Source organism: Labrenzia sp. CP4 (assembly GCF_001579905.1).
GTDB classification, from domain to species: Bacteria; Pseudomonadota; Alphaproteobacteria; order Rhizobiales; family Stappiaceae; genus Roseibium; species Roseibium algicola.
Genome location: NZ_CP011927.1, coordinates 1071484 through 1089366, shown reverse-complemented (window position 1 = coordinate 1089366; position 17883 = coordinate 1071484). Strand labels below are relative to the sequence as shown.

At 59.8% G+C, this 17883-nt stretch carries 15 protein-coding genes; 4 read left to right on the top strand and 11 right to left on the bottom strand.

Annotated elements, in window-relative coordinates:
• The first annotated feature begins 128 nt into the window (after positions 1–128).
• Positions 129–2579, top strand: coding sequence for a Tex family protein (locus tag ACP90_RS05125; protein WP_062487101.1), 2451 nt, complete (start codon positions 129–131; stop codon positions 2577–2579).
• 43 nt (positions 2580–2622) lie between these two features.
• Here ACP90_RS05125 and ACP90_RS05120 read toward each other — a convergent pair whose 3' ends face one another.
• Complete coding sequence (locus ACP90_RS05120; protein ID WP_062487099.1) at positions 2623–3561, bottom strand: MliC family protein; 939 nt, start codon at positions 3559–3561, stop codon at positions 2623–2625.
• Positions 3562–3812: 251 nt separating this feature from the next.
• Between ACP90_RS05120 and ACP90_RS05115 the strand changes: the two genes are divergently transcribed.
• Together ACP90_RS05115 and ACP90_RS05110 are read left to right on the top strand one after the other, a co-directional pair.
• The gene (locus tag ACP90_RS05115; RefSeq protein ID WP_023003387.1) at positions 3813–4499 is read left to right on the top strand and encodes a DUF2270 domain-containing protein; all 687 of its coding nucleotides are present in this window, start codon (positions 3813–3815) and stop codon (positions 4497–4499) included.
• A 224-nt stretch (positions 4500–4723) separates the two neighbouring features.
• A complete protein-coding gene (locus tag ACP90_RS05110; RefSeq protein ID WP_062487097.1) occupies positions 4724–5149 on the top strand; it encodes a GNAT family N-acetyltransferase in 426 nt (141 codons plus the stop codon).
• 41 nt (positions 5150–5190) lie between these two features.
• Here the strand turns inward: ACP90_RS05110 and ACP90_RS05105 are convergent, their stop codons facing one another.
• On the bottom strand, positions 5191–6432 hold the full coding sequence (locus ACP90_RS05105) for an FAD-dependent oxidoreductase (protein ID WP_062491373.1): 1242 nt from the start codon (positions 6430–6432) through the stop codon (positions 5191–5193).
• A gap of 192 nt (positions 6433–6624) precedes the next feature.
• On the opposite strand from ACP90_RS05105, the gene ACP90_RS05100 reads away from it, so the two are divergent.
• Positions 6625–7272, top strand: coding sequence for a GntR family transcriptional regulator (locus ACP90_RS05100; protein ID WP_062487095.1), 648 nt, complete (start codon positions 6625–6627; stop codon positions 7270–7272).
• Here ACP90_RS05100 and arsB read toward each other — a convergent pair.
• From arsB to glpD, 9 genes are all read right to left on the bottom strand, one after another.
• Positions 7269–8315: an ACR3 family arsenite efflux transporter gene (gene arsB, locus ACP90_RS05095; protein ID WP_023003391.1), complete on the bottom strand. Its 1047-nt coding sequence runs from the start codon at positions 8313–8315 to the stop codon at positions 7269–7271. The genes ACP90_RS05100 and arsB overlap by 4 nt on opposite strands.
• A 158-nt stretch (positions 8316–8473) precedes the next feature.
• Positions 8474–8827 carry a metalloregulator ArsR/SmtB family transcription factor gene (locus ACP90_RS05090; RefSeq protein WP_055661220.1) on the bottom strand — a complete coding sequence of 118 codons (354 nt, stop codon included), beginning with the start codon at positions 8825–8827 and terminating at the stop codon, positions 8474–8476.
• 193 nt (positions 8828–9020) lie between these two features.
• Positions 9021–9851 (bottom strand): dipeptide ABC transporter ATP-binding protein, encoded by an 831-nt coding sequence (locus ACP90_RS05085; RefSeq protein ID WP_023003393.1) that lies wholly within the window; start codon positions 9849–9851, stop codon positions 9021–9023.
• A gap of 1 nt (position 9852) precedes the next feature.
• Entirely contained in the window at positions 9853–10689 is an 837-nt protein-coding gene (locus ACP90_RS05080) for an ABC transporter ATP-binding protein (protein WP_023003394.1), read from the bottom strand.
• A gap of 3 nt (positions 10690–10692) precedes the next feature.
• Positions 10693–11622 (bottom strand): ABC transporter permease subunit, encoded by a 930-nt coding sequence (locus ACP90_RS05075; protein ID WP_023003395.1) that lies wholly within the window; start codon positions 11620–11622, stop codon positions 10693–10695.
• A 16-nt stretch (positions 11623–11638) separates the two neighbouring features.
• Positions 11639–12646 (bottom strand): ABC transporter permease subunit, encoded by a 1008-nt coding sequence (locus tag ACP90_RS05070; protein WP_023003396.1) that lies wholly within the window; start codon positions 12644–12646, stop codon positions 11639–11641.
• 118 nt (positions 12647–12764) lie between these two features.
• Positions 12765–14369: an ABC transporter substrate-binding protein gene (locus ACP90_RS05065; RefSeq protein WP_023003397.1), complete on the bottom strand. Its 1605-nt coding sequence runs from the start codon at positions 14367–14369 to the stop codon at positions 12765–12767.
• 297 nt (positions 14370–14666) lie between these two features.
• The gene (gene glpK / locus ACP90_RS05060; RefSeq protein WP_062487092.1) at positions 14667–16160 is read right to left on the bottom strand and encodes a glycerol kinase GlpK; all 1494 of its coding nucleotides are present in this window, start codon (positions 16158–16160) and stop codon (positions 14667–14669) included.
• A 76-nt stretch (positions 16161–16236) separates the two neighbouring features.
• Positions 16237–17757: a glycerol-3-phosphate dehydrogenase gene (gene glpD, locus ACP90_RS05055; RefSeq protein WP_062491371.1), complete on the bottom strand. Its 1521-nt coding sequence runs from the start codon at positions 17755–17757 to the stop codon at positions 16237–16239.
• Positions 17758–17883 lie beyond the last annotated feature (126 nt).

Below are 17883 nucleotides of genomic sequence, written 5' to 3'. Positions count from 1 at the left end.
GGCGCGCCCGATCCGGCAATCTTTCGGTATTTCACAGTGGACGGAGCTCATCGGTCCCTTTTCCGCCCGATTGAGGGGGCTTATCGTCTGCGGCTCAGATTTTTCTCGACGGAAAGTACCCTTCGTAAATGGCAAGCGTATCGATGACCGACCCGACCACGTCCACTCCCAAGGCCGACCTGTCCGCCCAGACCGCCCTGCGCATCGCACAGAGGATCGCGGATGAAATCGGCTGCAAGGCCGGCCAGGTGAATTCGGCCGTCCAGATGCTGGACGAAGGTTCGACGGTGCCATTCATCGCCCGCTACCGGAAGGAAGCCACCGGTGGGCTTGACGACACCCAGCTGCGCAAGCTCGAAGAGCGGCTGATTTATCTGCGCGAAATGGAAGACCGCCGCGTCGCCATAACCAAATCCATCGAAGAGCAGGGCAAGCTCACCGACGATCTTGTCGCCAGCATCCAGGCAGCCGATACAAAGTCCCAGCTTGAGGACATCTATCTGCCGTTCAAGAAGAAGCGTCGCACCAAGGCGCAGATTGCCCGCGAAGCCGGCCTGGAACCGCTGGCCGACACTCTTCTGGACGATCCCACCCGAGACCCCGAGGCCGAAGCGGCCGCTTACGTGGATGAAGGCAAGGGCGTTGCCGACACCAAGGCGGCGCTTGACGGTGCTCGCCAGATCCTGATGGAACGCTTTGCCGAAAACGCCGAGCTGGTCGGCCGCCTGCGCCGCCATGTCGAGGAACGTGGTGTCGTTCAATCGAAACTCATCGACGGGATGGCGGAAAAAGGTGCAAAATTCGCCGACTATTTCGACTATTCCGAACAATGGTCGAAGATCCCGAGCCACCGTGCCCTTGCGCTGTTCCGTGGTCGCAACGAAGGCATCCTGTCTGTCGACCTGACGGTTGATGCTGACGACGTCTCCCCTGTCCTGCCCGCCGTAAAGATGGTTGCTGACACCTATGGCATCGCTGACCGGGGCCGCCCTGGCGACAAGTGGCTTATGGAAGCTGCACGTTTCGCCTGGAAGGTGAAGCTTGCCCTGCACCTGGAACTCGACCTGATGGGTGTCCTGCGTGACAAGGCGGAAGAAGAAGCCATCCAGGTTTTTGCCCGCAACCTCAAGGATCTGCTGCTGGCAGCCCCCGCGGGCTCCAGAACCACACTCGGCCTCGATCCCGGCATCCGGACAGGTGTGAAGGTTGCCGTTGTCGACGCAACGGGCAAGCTGGTCGAAACCGCGACTATCTATCCGTTCCAGCCGCGCAATGATGTCTCCGGCTCCCGTGCCGCTCTCCTCGCCTTGATCGCGAAACACAAGGTCGGCCTGATCGCCATCGGCAACGGCACGGCCAGCCGTGAAACAGACAAGCTGGCGGGCGACGTTCTTGCCGACATCCCCGCCGCCCAGCGCCCGGTAAAGGTCATCGTCAACGAGGCCGGTGCTTCGGTCTATTCGGCCTCGGAACTGGCGGCGAAGGAAATGCCGGATGTCGACGTTTCCCTGCGCGGCGCGGCCTCGATCGCCCGCCGCCTGCAGGACCCGCTTGCCGAACTGGTCAAGATCGAACCGAAGTCCATCGGCGTCGGCCAGTACCAGCACGACGTCAACCAGACCAAGCTGGCCCGTGCGCTGGATGCGGTTGTCGAAGACGCGGTGAATGCCGTCGGCGTTGATCTCAACACCGCCTCTCCCGCCCTGCTGTCGCGCATTTCCGGCCTGTCGGACAGTCTGGCAAAGGCGGTCGTCGAACACCGTGAAGCCATCGGCCGCTTCGACAGTCGCACCCAGCTCAAGGAAGTCCCGCGCCTCGGCGCCAAGGCTTTTGAACTCTGCGCCGGCTTTCTACGCATCAACGAAGGCAAGGAACCGCTCGACGCCTCGTCCGTCCACCCGGAAGCCTATCCCTTGGCAAAACGGATCGTGAAGGCCTGCGGCCGCGACGTGCGCCAGATCATGGGCGATGCCTCACTGCTGAAAGGCCTCGAACCGTCAGAATTCACTGACGAGAAATTCGGCCTTCCAACCGTGAAGGACATCCTGTCGGAACTGGAAAAGCCGGGCCGCGACCCGCGCCCCGAATTCAAGACCGCCACCCTTCAGGACGGCGTCGAGGAAATTTCCGACCTGAAACCGGGCATGAAGCTGGAAGGCACGGTCACCAACGTTACCAACTTCGGCGCCTTCGTAGATGTCGGCGTCCACCAGGACGGGCTGGTGCATGTCTCCCAGTTGGCGGACCGTTTCGTCGATGATCCGCACAAGGTCGTGAAGGCCGGTGATATCGTCAAGGTGACGGTCCTGGAAGTGGATGTTCCGCGCAAGCGCATCTCCATGACCATGAAGTCCCAGGCCGATTATCAGGGCCAGCGTGAGCGCGGTGGTCAGGAAAGGGGCGGCCAGAACCAGAGCGGTCCGGGGGGCCGAGGCCCCGGCGGAAAGGGGCCCGGCGGCGGCAACGGTCCGCGCGGAAATGGCCCCCGTGGTGGCGGTGCACCGAAGTCCTCCGGCGGAGACAGCGGCAACAACGCCTTGGCCGCGGCACTTGCCGCAGCGATGAACAAGAAGAAATGACGGACCGATCCAGCGGCGTTATCAGCGCCGCTGGATCAACCTGTTACTGATTTTCGTAACAGTTATCGATCCCCGAAGGCGACTGGAGCAAGAGCTGACGTCCCTTGCTGTGAACCGTGTACTGACCGTCCGTATAACGCGCGCCTGACCCTGAGACGACCTGCTCGAGCCGTCTCGGCGTGTGACCGTCAATAGTGTAGATCAGGTGGCCGTTGCCGCTTTGCACGTAGGTGGCGGTCAAAGGCAATCCTTCGGTGCACGTGTATTGCACTGTGATTGAGTCACCGGCGGCCGGCTGCGCCACATTGCCAGCTGCTGCCGGTTGATAGTTGCGCGCCGGAAAGGCATCGGTGATCTGGTAAAGGTCGGACCGCGGACCATTTCCCTGCGCATAAAGGATCATACGCCGATGCAGATCCAGCTGCAGCGTCACATTTCTTGAAGCATCGTGGAGATACACCGACCAGTCGTCTCGGCCGAATTCCTGAAAATAGAAATTCACGGTGCCGTAGACGTCCGCTTCCTGCCACTGGCCGTTTCCAACGTTTGTGAAACTGCCGCCAGAATGCCGGACGACACCAACATTCTGGCCATTCACACCAGGAGCTGCCGACAGTTGGCCACCAGGTTGCTGCGGCACCGGGTTCTGGACCTGAGGCCGGCCTCCGCAGACCTCGTATATCCCCGGGTATGGGCGCTCCGAGCAGAACAGCCCGCCCCAGTGATAGCCCGTCTGTCCGTTGCGATACCTGACCTGGAACCACTCGTATCCATTCATCATGACCCCGGTACCGGACAGGATCAAAATGGCATCCCCCTGACGGAGACTGCCGCTTTGCCCGTATTGCATACCAGGACCACTGCGAACCTTGCCGCCGTAGGATGCCCCATTCTGCGGGAAATCGACGTCCGGTGAGGCGGAAGCGAAACTGGCTGGCAAAACAAGTGTTGCCAGCACGACAAAAAGCGAAAATCTGCTCATCAAAATGCCTGTTCTATTGAAGTTACCTAAGAGGAAATGCAGCGTCTTCGGAGAAAATTACTGTATTCAACGACGAACTTTAGGTCATACGAACAGGAAATGGAACTTCGTTTTGCGGCTGCTTGCGCGGCACTTTGTCAGACAGGCAGCGCGCGCCCTTCCCCGCTTCGCCATGGTCAATTTTGCCCCTCTGGCAATAGCGGGAAACTGCATTACTCTGTTTTAAAAGGAAGTCCGTTTAGGAACGGAATATGTCTCAGAAGGATCAGGAACAGGACTGGCCCAAGCAGGACATGGAGTCCGGCACGCTCACCGCGCTTGCCCACCTTTACCGCGCGGAGGTGTTTCGCAGCACACATTGGCGCACCCGCCTCGACAACACCACCAACTGGGCCGTCGTCACCACCGGCATCGCCCTGTCCGCAACATTCTCCAACAAGGAAGCCTCACCCTTGCCCATGGTGCTGGTGGGGCTGCTGGTAACTGTTTTCCTGATCTTTGAAGCTCGCCGCTACCGCTACTACAACATGTTTCGGGCCCGGGCACGGCTGATGGAGACGGACTTTTACGCGCCCATCCTCGCTGGAGGCAAAGTGCCCATGCGCGGAAGCTGGGCAACTATGCTCTCCGACGACTATGAGATGCCGCATTATCATATTTCGCTGGTCAGGGCGGCAGGACGGCGCTTGCGCAGCAACTATTCCTGGATCCTGGCGATCCAGGCTGTCGCCTACTACGGCAAGCTGGCGATACACCCCGTCCCACTGACCAGCCTTGCCGACGTGTTCCAACGGGCGGCGATAGGGCCGATCCCCGGATGGACCGTCATGCTTGCAGGTCTTGTCTTTCATACCAGCTGGGTGGTGTTTGCCATCGTGACCTTGCGGCTGGACAAGCTCTACCGGGAAAAACGCCGCTCGCCGATGCAGTCGATCTGAGACAGCCGATGTCAGCTTCGAGAAGCATGTGTCTTTTCCTCCGGCAACAGGGTGTGGTATGGGCCTCTCAGTACACTTCGGAGATTTTATGTCCTGACCTCTCGGGCACCCATCGGTGCCCATCCGCAAATCGCCTCCGGCTGCTCCGGACTGCGTTTGCCAAACCTGAAGAGAGACACCACCCGGTCGTGACCTCATGATCGGACGAGGACAATGTTATCCAAATGATCAGACCCTATGTCAGCCAGGACGCTGAACGGATCATCCATATCTGGCGCAAGGCCAGTGAATTCGCCCACCCGTTTCTGAGCGACGACTTCCACGACATGGCCGCCATTGCCATCCGCGACATCTATCTGCCAAAGGCGGAAACCTACGTCACGGAGATCAATGGTGTTGCCGTCGGTTTCATCTCGCTGCTGGACAACTACATCGGCGGCTTGTTTCTGGACCCGCAATATCATGGACGTGGCCTCGGAAGGGCCCTTGTGGATCACGCGGTCAAACAGAAGGGGCCGCTCACCGTTGAAGTCTTCAAGGAGAATGCTCGCGGCCGGCGTTTTTACACCGCCTATGGCTTTGTGCCGACCGAAGAATACTTTCACGAGCAGGCACAGCACATCAGCATTAAAATGACGATGAAGCCCTGACAGAAAAGCGGCGGCCTGTGGCCGCCGCAACTGACATTGGCTCAGAACCGGCTTGCCGCAAAGGGCGCTGGATCGATATCAGGCTGCACACCCTCGATCATGTCCGCAATCATCTGCCCCGTGACGGCAGACTGCGTCAGACCGTGATGGGCGTGGCCAAAGGCATAAAAGATGCTGCCATGCCGTGTTGCCGGCGAGATGACCGGCAGGCTGTCCGGAATCGACGGGCGGAACCCCATCCAGCGTTTGCCGCCTTCCGACTTGAGCTCCGGGAAAAACAGCTTTGCCTTGGCCAGCATTGCGTCCACGCGGCGCCAGTTCGGCGGCAGGTCGAGACCGCCGAATTCCACTGCCCCGCCCACGCGCAAGCCGCTGGACAGACGCGACAGGACGAACCCGTGACCGGACAGCATGATCATGCGGTTCACGTTAACGCCGGGGTTCGGGATGGTGATGTTGTAACCGCGCTCCGTATCCAGCGGGATCTGATCTCCCAGCTGCGCGGCAAGGGCCTTCGACCATGCCCCGCAGGCAATGACAAGTCGCTCGGCCGCGATCGTGCTGCCATCTTTCAGGATCACGTCACAGCCCTTGTCATTGGGCTGCAAGCGGCTGACCTCACCAACCTCGAATTTGACACCCTGAGATGACAGCCACTCGGCAACCGAAAGGCAAAGGACCTTGGGCTCATCCACCTGCACCCAGTCCGGCACGAGTGCCCCGCCGACGACACGGGAAGAAAGATCCGGTTCCAGATCCCGGATCGCTGATGCATCCAGCTCCTCAACCTTGATGCCGTAGTCGCGCTGCTCGGCCCAGCCCGCGCGCGAGGCTTCAAGCGACTGTACCGTATCGAACAGTTCCAGGCAGCCGTCGCGGCGCACCTGGTTGTGGGTTCCCGTTGTCCGCCAGAGCGCTTCCCACGCCGGAAGAGCGCCTCCGTTCAGGTCCGCCAGTGCCTTCGTGCTCTGCGCCACCTTTGCAGGGTTTGAAGCCGCCATGAAACGCAGCATCCACGGCAGGATCTTGAGCGCATAGGCCGGACGGACCGACAAGGGACCCAGCGGATCCAGCATCCATTTGAAGGCCTGTTTCCAAAGACCAGGCGAAGCAAGAGGCGCAACGTCTGTCCAGGCGATGGCAGCCGCGTTGCCCTGGCTTGCGCCTGCCGCAGGGCCTTCGCGGTCCAGCACCGTCACGCCGTAACCGCGTTGCACCAGGCTGGCAGCAGTCGCCAGCCCGACGATGCCCGCACCAATCACATGGACATGTCCCTTGCTCATTCGGCGTGTCTTTTCTCGTTCGCGATCAACGATCTGGTTGGCGAAACCATGCGGATGTCGCAAGGATCCACCGACCGGACCAACAGTCTGTTTTCAGGTTCACCGTCCTGCCAGAACCGGCAAGGCTCGTCTAGCGGCTGATTGTCTGATATATCACTCGCACATCTGAAACATATAAAGGCCCAGACTTTCATGTCCGCAGATTTCAGCCGATCCACTCAGGCCTATCGCCTGCTGGAAGAAGAAATCGTGACCCTGAAACTGAAACCAGGGGCAACCGTAACGGAAGCCGCGCTTACACAGAGACTGGGTTTTGGCAGAACACCCATACGCGAAGCCATTCAGCGGCTGTCCTGGGAAGGCCTTTTGAGCATCCGGCCGCGGCTTGGCATTGTCGTTGCGGAAATGAACCCGTCCGATTTTCTGAAGGTCCTTGAGGCCCGCCACGCCCTGGAACGTCTCGTTGCAGGGCTTGCAGCGCGGCTTGCCAGCAAGGACGACCGCAGAACCCTTGAAGCGATTGCGCTAGACATGCGCGAGGCGGCTGCGAAGCCGGACGTGGCGGATTATCTGCGCCTGGACAAAGCCTTCGACGAAGTCGTCTCGGCCGCTGCCTGCAACCCCTTTGCAGCAAAGGCTCTGGCCCCCTTGCAGACGCAGAGCCGCAGGTTCTGGTACCGCCATTTTGGTGAGGAAGATCTCACCCCGGCAGCCTGGAGCCACATGGAGGTCATGCGCGCCGTTGCTGCCGGAGACGAGGCCGCCGCGATGGATCACGCGGAAAACCTGATGCTGTACCTGCGCCGTCAGGCAACGACGCTGGTCAGCGGCTCCGGTTAGGCAGCCGCCGGAAAGTGAGACCGTGTCCGGTTTGCAAAGGCGACCAGCGACAGCATCACCGGCACTTCCACAAGAACACCGACAACCGTCGCAAGGGCAGCGCCCGAGTTCAGACCGAACAGGCTGATGGCAACGGCCACGGCAAGTTCGAAGAAGTTGGACGTCCCGATCAGCGCTGCCGGCGCAGCGGTGTTGAACGGCACTCGCCACAGATACCCCCAGGCGTAGGCGACGAAGAAAATGCCATAGCTCTGGATCAGCAGAGGCACGGCAATCAACACGATCACCAGCGGTTTTTCCAGAATGGTCTGCGCCTGAAATCCGAACAGCAGGACAACGGTTGCCAGAAGACCCATGACGGAGAAGGGTTTGACCTTTCCCGTAAACTCGGCGATGCGCTCGTCGCTCCCCGATCCATCCAGCGCCTTGCGGGTAAAATAGCCGGCCACCAGCGGAATGATCACATAAAGGATCACCGACAGCAGCAGGGTCTGCCACGGCACGACGATGTCGGTCACACCAAGCAGCAGCGCCGCGATGGGTGCGAAGGCGAACACCATGATGATGTCGTTGATGGAGACCTGGACAAGCGTGTAGTTGGCATCGCCGCGCACAAGCTGGCTCCAGACGAAGACCATGGCCGTGCACGGTGCGACCCCGAGCAGGATCATGCCGGCGATGTACTCTTTCGCAGTCTGCGGATCCACCAGCCCCGCGAATACGTGTTCGAAGAACAGGATGCCGAGTGCCGCCATCGTGAAGGGCTTGACCAGCCAGTTGACGACGATCGTGATGCAGAGCCCCTTGGGCTTGCGGCCGACATCCTTCAGCGAGGCAAAATCGACGTTGACCATCATCGGGTAGATCATCACCCAGATGAGTACGGCCACAACCAGATTGACGCTGGCATATTCCAGAGAGGCGATCGCCTCGAAGACCCCGGGAAAGAGGGCGCCGAGCCCGACCCCGGCGGCAATGCACAAGGCAACCCAGAGCGACAAGAAGCGCTCGAAGAGCCCCATGGGTGACGTTTCCTGTGTCATTCCAACTCTCTCTCACATCGGCATTTCAGCAAACCAGGGAGCAGCGTGGAAAACCTGCCCGAGGTGTCTCAACATCAATTCGCTCAGAACCGGTCACGCAGCTTGTCTTGCTGCCGAAAGGAACCTTCCGGCATCCAGGCATATCTGTTTCCCGAATGTCAGCACTTCCCGCCTGGTTCACAGCCGCCACCGGCCACAAGCGATGCGATCGGTGCGCAGAGTTCCGGGTTGCCGCCACAGCAATCCTGCAACAGGTAGGTCACGAGGCCCTGCATCGCTTCCAGGCTCGCCCGATAACAAATCGAGCGCCCGTCCCGTTCGGCGTGCACAAGGCCGGAACGGGACAAGGCGCCCAGGTGGGTCGACAGGGTATTCGGACGCACATCGAGTGCATCTGAGATGGCACCGGCGGTCATGCCTTCTTTTCCGGCCTTCACCAACAGGCGAAAGACGTCGAGGCGGGTTTCCTGACCAAGAGCTGCCAATGCATTCAGGGCGTCTTCTTTTTCCATATTTCGAGAATACTCGAAATATGGAACTATGCAACCCAAAAATTGCTGCATTGCGAGAAGTTGCGAACCGAAGCTGCGACCGGGCCGGAATTGGAACGCAGGTCAATCCCGGTCCCTCCGTGACCGAAAGCAAAAGACCCCCGCTCCGGAATGAGCGAGGGTCTTGTTTTCAGCGTCTGACAGAACTGCCGGTTCAGGCAGCCTTTGCAGCCAGTCGTTTCCTGATGCTTTCCACATCCGCATTCGGCGTCGCGGCGAACAGTGTCTTGGTGTAATCGTGCTGCGGGTTCTCGAAAACCTCGTCCCGCGTGCCGTATTCCACCACTTCACCGAAATACATCACCATCACCTTGTCTGCGATGTAGCGCACCACCGACAGGTCGTGAGAGATGAACACATAGGTGAGGCCCATCTCCTCCTGCAGATCCGCAAGCAAGTTCAGAATCTGCGCCTGGACCGACAGGTCAAGCGCGGAGACCGGCTCGTCGAGCACCAGCAGCTTCGGCTTCATCATGATCGCCCGCGCAATCGCGATGCGCTGGCGCTGGCCACCGGAGAACATGTGCGGATAACGGCCGTAATGCTCCGGCTGCAACCCGACCTTCTCCAGCATCTGCAGCGCCAGGTCACGGCGCTCTGCCGACGGCATGTCGGTGTTCAGGAGAAGCGGCTCTTCCAGAACATGGCCGATCTTCTGGCGCGGGTTCAGCGAGCCATAGGGGTTCTGGAAAACGATCTGCACCTTCTGGCGCATTTCGCGGGAAATACCGGTCTTGGAGATATCGATCGGCAGGCCATCGATCTCGATAAGGCCGGAAGACTGCGCGTCGATCATGGTGAGCATGCGCGCAAGGGTCGACTTGCCACAGCCACTTTCGCCGACCACGGCAAGGGTGGTGCCGCGTTCCACATCCAGGTTCACGCCCTTGACGGCGGTCAGGGTCGACGCCTTCTTGAACATGCCGCCCTTGATGTCATAGGTCCGGTAAAGATCGCGGACCTTGAGGATCACATCGTCAGCCATCTCAGAAACCTCCCGCTTCGGCAAAGTCGCTCACCGTCGGCAAGCGGTCGCCCGTGGCATTTTCCGGCAGTGCTGAAAGCAATGCCTTCGTATACGGGTTCTTGGGGTTTTCGAAGAGGGACAGCACGTCGGCCTCCTCCATCTTGCGGCCCTTGTACTGCACGATGACACGATCGGCCGTTTCGGCCACCACGCCCATGTCATGGGTAATCATGATCAGGCCCATGCCGCTGTCCTGCTGCAGCTTGACCAGGAGATCCAGGATCTGTTTCTGGATCGTCACGTCAAGGGCAGTCGTCGGCTCATCGGCGATCAGCAGTTTCGGCGCACAGGCAATTGCCATGGCGATCATCACACGCTGGCACTGGCCGCCGGACATCTGATGCGGAAATGCGGACAGGCGTTCGGCTGGGTTCGGAATACCGACGGAAGTCAGGATCTCGACCACCCGGTCCCGGGCCTGACGTCCCTTCAATCCCATGTGGGTCTTCAATGTTTCACTGAGCTGGAAGCCAACCGTGAAACACGGGTTGAGACTGGCAATCGGCTCCTGGAAGATCATCGAGATGTCTTTCCCGATAACCCGGCGCCGTTCCTTGGCCGACAGGGTGCGCAGGTCGAGACCCTCGAATTCCATCTTGTCGGCGGTGATCGTTGCCGTGTTCGGCAGCAGGCCCATGGTCGCCAGCATGGCGACGGATTTTCCAGACCCGGATTCGCCGACGATCGCCAGGACCTCTCCCGCATCGACCGCATAGTCAACACCGTCAAGCGCCTTGAACGGGCCCTTGGCGGTGTCGAACTCGACTTTCAGGTTTCTGATTTCAAGAAGAGACATGGCTTAGCTCCTCTTCAGTTTCGGGTCGAGCGCATCGCGCAGACCGTCACCGACCAGGTTGATGGCAAGAACGGTGATCAGGATCGCCAGACCCGGGAAGGTTACCACCCACCAGGCGCGCAGGATGAATTCGCGCGCTTCGGCAAGCATGGTGCCCCATTCCGGTGTTGGCGGCTGTGCCCCCATACCCAGAAAGCCGAGGGCAGCCGCATCCAGGATCGCGTTGGAGAACGACAGCGTCGCCTGAACGATCAGTGGCGCCAGACAGTTCGGCAGGATCGTCTTGAACATCAGCCGCATGTGCCCGGCACCTGCCACCTTCGCCGCGACGACATAGTCCCGTGTGCGTTCGGACAGGACGGCCGCGCGGGTCAGACGCACGAAATGCGGCTGCAGCACGATGGCAATTGCGATCATGGCGTTGATCAGCCCGGGCCCCAGGATAGCCACCAGCACGAGGGCCAGCAGAAGCGAGGGGAATGCCAGGATGATGTCCATCACACGCATGATCAGCGTGTCGGTCATGCCGCGCATGTAACCGGCGACAAGGCCGATCACGACACCGCCGACAAGGGCGATGGTAACGACGACAACACCGATGAACAGCGAGAAGCGCGCGCCGAAGATGAGGCGCGAAAGAATATCACGGCCAACGGCATCCGTTCCCAGCAGGAACGCGGCCTTGCCGCCCTCCTCCCAGACCGGAGGCACGAGGAAACTGTCGCGATACTGGAAGTCGGGGCTATGCGGCGCGACCAGCGGTGCGAAGATGGCCATGAGGACCAGCAACGCGAACACCACGAGGCCGACAACGGCACCCTTGTTCTGTGAGAAGTAGTACCAGAACTCCACAAGCTGCGCCTTGGTAGCGTTGCGGCTTTCTGCCTGGAGTTTGGTCTGATCGGCTTTCGCAGCCGGCGAGGTATTTGTCATTTTCCTTGTCCCCGGCTCAGTTGTGGCGAATACGCGGATTGATCAGGCCGTAGAGCACGTCCACGATCAGGTTGACCATCATGATGATCCCGGCAATCAGCAGCAGCCCCCCCTGGACCACGAAGTAGTCGCGGCGCGAGATGCTGTCGACGAGCCATTTGCCGATGCCTGGCCAGGAGAAGATAGTCTCAGTCAGGATCGCGCCGGCAAGAAGCACGCCGACCTGCAGGCCGATGGTGGTCACCACCGGGATAAGGGCATTGCGCAGCGCATGCAGACCGATCACCGCGCGGGGCGGCAGGCCTTTCGCACGTGCCGTGCGCACGTAGTCCTCGCCCAAAACTTCCAGCATGGCGGATCGTGTCTGGCGTGCGATCACCGCCATCGGAATGGTCGCCAGAACGATGGACGGCAGGATCAGGTGCCGGACGGCGGAGAGGAAAGCGCCCTTCTCGCCGGACAGCAGACTGTCGATCAACATGAAGCCGGTGACCTGCGGGAAGAAGAACATCAGCGAGATGCGCCCGGAGACCGGTGTCCAGCCGAGGGTTCCCGAAAACAGGATGATCAGCAGCAGACCCCACCAGAAGATCGGCATCGAGTAGCCGACCAGCGCCGTTCCCATGATTGCCTGATCGGCAACCGATCCGCGCTTGACGGCCGCGAAGATGCCGGCGGGAATGCCAAGGCAGACGGCAATGATGATGGCGCAGAGAGCGAGTTCGGCAGTCGCCGGAAACAGTGTCAGAAATTCATCCAGCACCGGCTTCTTCGACACGAAGGACGTGCCCAGATCCCCCTGGAAGATACCTGCGATGTAGTCGAGGTACTGTTGCCAGAGCGGTTTGTCGAAGCCAAGCTGGCCAAGGACCTGAGCCCTCCGCTCATCAGATATACCGCGCTCGCCTGCGAGCAATTCGGCAGGATCGCCGGGCAGCATGCGGATAAACGAGAAGGCGACGAGGGTGACGCCGAAGAATGTCGGTATCAACAGGCCGAGACGACCTAGAAGAAAGCGAAGCATGTCAGGTTCCAGATACGAAGAGCCAGCGGAAACGACCTGATGTCAGGAAAGCATCCGCCGGCCAGAATGTCCGAAGGCGCCGGCATTGCTGCCAGCGCCCTCTTCGAGTTAGGCGGATTTACTCCGCAATGTCCACGCCGTCAAACCAGTGGCCGCCGAGCGGGTCCATGACGTAGCCAGAGACCTTGGAGGACATCGGCATGAAGACCACGGAGTGCGCGATGGTTGCCCATGGAGCCTGCTCCTTGAACACGACCTGTGCCTCTTCGTAGAGCTTGGTGCGCTCTTCCTTGCTGGTCACGGTCTTTGCCTTCTTGATCAGCGCGTCGAACTCTTCGTTGCACCACTGGGCGCGGTTGGAGCCGCCGACACCGTCACAGCCGAGCAGAACGGCCAGGAAGTTGTCCGGGTCGCCGTTGTCACCGGTCCAGCCGAGAAGCACGGCACCGTCGCGGTTCTCGTCCTTGGAACGGGACAGGTATTCACCCCATTCGTAGGAAACGATCTCGACGTTCACGCCGACGTTCGCGAAGTCGGCCTGCATGACTTCAGCCATACGACGAGCGTTCGGGTTGTACGGACGCTGTACCGGCATTGCCCAGATCTTCATGGAAAGATCGGATACACCAGCTGCTGCCAGCATTTCCTTGGCCAGTTCCGGATTGTAGTCGTCGTCTTCAACGGCGTCGTTGTAGGACCACATGGTCGGCGGGATCGGGTTCTTGGCAGCCTGGCCGGAGCCCTGGAAAACTGCGTCGAGGATCGCCTGCTTGTTGATCGCGTGATTCAGCGCCTTGCGGACTTCCGGCTTGTCGAACGGTGCCTGCTTGGTGTTGTAAGCGAGGTAACCGACGTTCAGGCCCTGCTGTTCCATCAGGGTCAGGTTGCCGTCAGCCTTGATGTCGGCGATGTCGGCCGGTGCCGGGTACGGCATGACGTGACATTCACCGGCCTTCAGCTTCTGAAGACGCACGGCTGCATCCGGAGTGATCGCGAAGATCAGGTTGTCGACCGGCTGCTTGCCACCCCAGTAGTCCGGGTTTGCCGCATAACGGATCACGGCGTCCTTTTGGTAACCCACGAAGGAGAACGGACCGGTGCCGACCGGCTGCTGGTTCAGCTGTTCCTTGGAACCGGCTGCTTCAAGCTGGGCTGCGTATTCGGCGGACACGACGGAAGCGAAGTCCATCGCCAGGTTGGCGATCATCGGTGCTTCCGGACGGTTCAGGACGAACTTGACCGTGTAGTCGTCAACCCTGACGATTTCCTTGATCAGGTCCGGCATGGACATGCCGTCGAAATATTCCCACGCGGTACCGGCGGTGTATTCGTGCCACGGATGATCCTTCTTCAGCTGACGCTCGAAGGTGAAGATCACGTCGTCTGCATTGAATTCACGGGTCGGCGTGAAGAAGCTGGTGGTGTGGAACTTCACACCCTGACGCAGCTTGAAGGTGTATTCCAGACCGTCTTCGGAAACTTCCCAGCTTTCAGCCAGGCCCGGCAGCACTTCGGTCGTGCCGCGCTTGAACTCGACAAGCCGGTTGTAGATCGGCTTGGAGGAAGCGTCGAACGTCGTGCCTGCGGTGTAAAGTGCAGCATCAAAGCCTTCAGGCGAACCTTCAGAGCAATAAACCAGGTTTTTTGCAGAAGCGCCGGTCGCTGCAATCACAGCAAGGCTTACGCCAAGAAGGGATGCCTTCAAGGTTTTTTGGAAATTCATCAAACTGTTCTCCCCTTGATGAAGAGCAAGGGCCTTGCATCGTTGAATCGCGCAAAGGAGTTAAGCCCAAGCCAGCGCAAACTAAGGCGTTTTTTTGGCAGAAAATCAACTGCCAACATATTTCTAATTTGAGGATGTTTTTGAAATTTTTTTGCTAGGTAAGAGTTGCTGCCGTAAATTTTTAATGCGGCAACGTTAACTCACGAGAAACAAATACCGCAACGGCAGCGTTTTTCAAGCTTCATCTAACCGCCTGAAAACAAAAGGCTCCCGCAACAACGGGAGCCCCTGAATTTCTCAATCCTGCGTAGAACGGGTTCGTTTGACAGCGTCCTGCCATCCGGCAAGCAATCTGGCCCGCTCACTTTCCTGTAAACGCGGCTCGAAACGCTTTTCCAGCTTCCATTCTGCCGAAAATGCCTCGGCGCCAGGCCAGACACCTGCCTTCGATCCGGCGAGCCACGCTGCCCCGAGCGCTGTCGTTTCCGGGACAGTCGGCCGGTCGACCGGCGCGCCCAGAATGTCGGCCAGAAACTGCATCGTCCAGTCGGATGCCGTCATGCCACCATCGACACGGAGCACCGGTTGTTCGGCCTCCGGCCAGTCTGACCGCATGGCTTCAACCAGGTCGCTGGTCTGGTAACCGACGCTTTGCAGCACCGCACGGGCAATTTCCTTCGGACCCGTGTTTCGCGTCAGACCGAACAGCGCGCCCCGGGCTTCCGCGTCCCAATAGGGAGCGCCAAGACCAACGAAGGCAGGAACAAGGTAGACGTCCTGGTTGGGATCAGCCTGTTCGGCAAGCGACTGCGTGTCGCCGGCACTTTCGATGAGCCCCAGACCGTCGCGCAGCCACTGGACGGCAGCACCGGCAACGAAGATCGACCCTTCGAGCGCATATGTGGTTTCGCCGTTCAGCCTGTAGGCGATAGTCGTCAGCATGCGGTTGTTGGACCGGACCGGTTTGGACCCGGTGTTCATCAGTGCAAAGCAACCCGTGCCGTAGGTGGACTTGACCATTCCCGGCTTGAAGCATGCCTGCCCGACCGTCGCGGCCTGCTGGTCGCCGGCAACACCGAGGATCGGTATTGCCCGGCCGAACAATTCCGTATCGGTGACGCCGAAATCATCCGCACTGTCCTTGACCTCGGGCAGCAGGTTCTGCGGGATGTTGAGAAGCTTGCACAGCTCTTCATCCCACTTGTTTTCGTGAATGTTGTAGATCAGTGTCCGGGAAGCGTTGGTGGCATCGGTAGCGTGTACCTTGCCGCCCGTGAGTTGCCAGATCAGCCATGTGTCGACGGTGCCGAAGGCAAGCTCACCGCGTTCCGCACGCTCGCGCACACCGTCCACATTGTCGAGGATCCAGGCGATCTTGGTTCCGGAAAAATAGGGGTCCAGCAACAGGCCCGTCTTGGCGGAAAAAACTCCTTCGCGGCCTTCCGAGCGCAATTTCGCGCAGAAATCCGCCGTACGCCGGTCCTGCCAGACAATGGCGTTGTAGACCGGTTCGCCCGTGGAGTGGTCCCAGACAAGGGTGGTTTCCCGCTGGTTGGTGATCCCGATCGCGGCGACATCCGCGCCACCGGACGGTGCCTTTTCCAGCGCCTCCCGGCACACGCGCAGCGTACTCGTCCAGATATCGGCCGGCGAATGCTCCACCCAACCCGACTTCGGGAAGTGTTGCGGAAACTCCTGCTGCCCCACACTGATTGGATGGAAATCGTCGCCGAAGACAATTGCCCGGCTCGACGTCGTGCCCTGGTCTATTGCCAAAACACATCCGGCCATGGCGCACCTCCCGTTTTCTTCTTGTCATGAAAACTGCCGGCAAGGCCGGCAGGTCATCTGGTTCCGTTTGATAAAACTATGCCGCAGCGCCGGCCTGCTCCGCAAGATAAGCCGACAGATAGGTATCCAGCTCGGCAGCTTCCTCCCCGCTGAGCCGCAAACCCAGTTTCGTCCGCCGCCACAGGATGTCCTGCGCGCTGCGGGCCCATTCGCGGCGGACCAGCCATTTCACTTCCGCTTCATGAAGATTGTAGCCAAAGCAGCGGCCGAGATCTTCGAGCATCTTCGCTTCCCCGAGTATGAAGCGCGCATCCGTGCCGTAAAGACGGGTCAGACGAGTTGCGAAGACCTTGTCGAGGAACGGATAATCGGCCTCGAGGCGTGATACTTCCGCATCGAACTCGCTCACCTTGAAATCACCGCCCGGCAGCGGCGCATAGGCCGTCCATACCCCGCGCTTGAAAGGCAGATACGGCTCAAGCTTTTCCAGGACATGCTCGGCAAGCTTGCGATAGGTCGTGATTTTGCCACCGAAGACGGACAGGATCGCCGGCTTTGTATCGCCCGCATCCAGCTCAAGCACATAGTCGCGCGTCGCCGCCTTGGCATCCTTTGCGCCGTCATCGTAGAGCGGGCGGACGCCGGAATAGGTATGGACCACATCTTCAGGCGTGATCGCATTTTCCAGATACTCGCTCGCCGCCTTGCACAGATACGCGATCTCGTCCTTCGAGATCTCGACCTTGCTCAGGTCATCCTGGAAATCGACGTCGGTCGTACCAATCAGCGTGAAGTCGTTTTCATAAGGAATGGCGAACACGATCCGGCCATCGCCGTTCTGGAAGATGAAGCAACGGTCGTGTTCGAACTGGCGCTTGACGATGATGTGGCTGCCCTTGACCAACCGGACGCTGGAACTGTTGTTCGCCCCGGTAACGCCGCTCAGCATGTCCGCAACCCAGGGCCCGGCGGCATTGACCAGCACATTGGCAGTGACGGTCTTTTCCTCGCCGCTTGCAAGGTCTTTCAGAACGACCTGCCAGACGTCGCCGTCCCGCCGCGCACTGATGCATTTGGTACGCGTCTGGATTTCGGCACCGCGATCAGCTGCATCGCGCGCATTCAAAACCACCAGTCGGGCATCGTCCACCCAGCAGTCCGAATATTCGAACCCCTTCTTGAAGAGCTTCTTGAGCCCTTGCGAGAACGGAGCCTGATCCAGACGCACGGTCTTGGTGGCAGGCAGCAGTTCCCGCCCGCCGAGATGGTCATACATGAAGAGGCCGAGCCGCAGGAGCCATGCCGGACGCAGGTCCTTGTGATGCGGCAGAATGAACCGCAGTGGCCAGGCAATATGCGGCGCTGCGCGCCACAACACTTCACGCTCTTTCAGCGCTTTGCGCACCAGACCGAACTCGTAATATTCCAGATAGCGCAGCCCGCCGTGGATGAGCTTGGTCGAGGCCGACGATGTGGCGCCGGCAAGGTCACCCATTTCGACAAGAAGAACCGAAGCCCCCCGGCCGACCGCGTCGCGAGCGATGCCCGTTCCGTTGATGCCCCCACCAATGATCAAAAGATCGTAATCCGCAGCCATAACTGTCCCCGGCCTGTGTTTTTGCGTCTCAGGATTGAAAATGAAAATAAAACGAAACTTCTCGAAATTCAATCAACAATTTCGCACACCAAGACGAAACACCCCGGCAAGAAGCTCGCGCCTCCG

Excerpts from the sequence above, each read along its gene's own strand:
- ACP90_RS05125 (WP_062487101.1), top strand. The coding sequence starts at position 129 with ATGGCAAGCGTATCGATGACCGACCCGACCACGTCCACTCCCAAGGCC.
- ACP90_RS05120 (WP_062487099.1), bottom strand. The coding sequence starts at position 3,561 with ATGAGCAGATTTTCGCTTTTTGTCGTGCTGGCAACACTTGTTTTGCCA.
- ACP90_RS05115 (WP_023003387.1), top strand. The coding sequence starts at position 3,813 with ATGTCTCAGAAGGATCAGGAACAGGACTGGCCCAAGCAGGACATGGAG.
- ACP90_RS05110 (WP_062487097.1), top strand. The coding sequence starts at position 4,724 with ATGATCAGACCCTATGTCAGCCAGGACGCTGAACGGATCATCCATATC.
- ACP90_RS05105 (WP_062491373.1), bottom strand. The coding sequence starts at position 6,432 with ATGAGCAAGGGACATGTCCATGTGATTGGTGCGGGCATCGTCGGGCTG.
- ACP90_RS05100 (WP_062487095.1), top strand. The coding sequence starts at position 6,625 with ATGTCCGCAGATTTCAGCCGATCCACTCAGGCCTATCGCCTGCTGGAA.
- arsB (WP_023003391.1), bottom strand. The coding sequence starts at position 8,315 with ATGACACAGGAAACGTCACCCATGGGGCTCTTCGAGCGCTTCTTGTCG.
- ACP90_RS05090 (WP_055661220.1), bottom strand. The coding sequence starts at position 8,827 with ATGGAAAAAGAAGACGCCCTGAATGCATTGGCAGCTCTTGGTCAGGAA.
- ACP90_RS05085 (WP_023003393.1), bottom strand. The coding sequence starts at position 9,851 with ATGGCTGACGATGTGATCCTCAAGGTCCGCGATCTTTACCGGACCTAT.
- ACP90_RS05080 (WP_023003394.1), bottom strand. The coding sequence starts at position 10,689 with ATGTCTCTTCTTGAAATCAGAAACCTGAAAGTCGAGTTCGACACCGCC.
- ACP90_RS05075 (WP_023003395.1), bottom strand. The coding sequence starts at position 11,622 with ATGACAAATACCTCGCCGGCTGCGAAAGCCGATCAGACCAAACTCCAG.
- ACP90_RS05070 (WP_023003396.1), bottom strand. The coding sequence starts at position 12,646 with ATGCTTCGCTTTCTTCTAGGTCGTCTCGGCCTGTTGATACCGACATTC.
- ACP90_RS05065 (WP_023003397.1), bottom strand. The coding sequence starts at position 14,369 with ATGAATTTCCAAAAAACCTTGAAGGCATCCCTTCTTGGCGTAAGCCTT.
- glpK (WP_062487092.1), bottom strand. The coding sequence starts at position 16,160 with ATGGCCGGATGTGTTTTGGCAATAGACCAGGGCACGACGTCGAGCCGG.
- glpD (WP_062491371.1), bottom strand. The coding sequence starts at position 17,757 with ATGGCTGCGGATTACGATCTTTTGATCATTGGTGGGGGCATCAACGGA.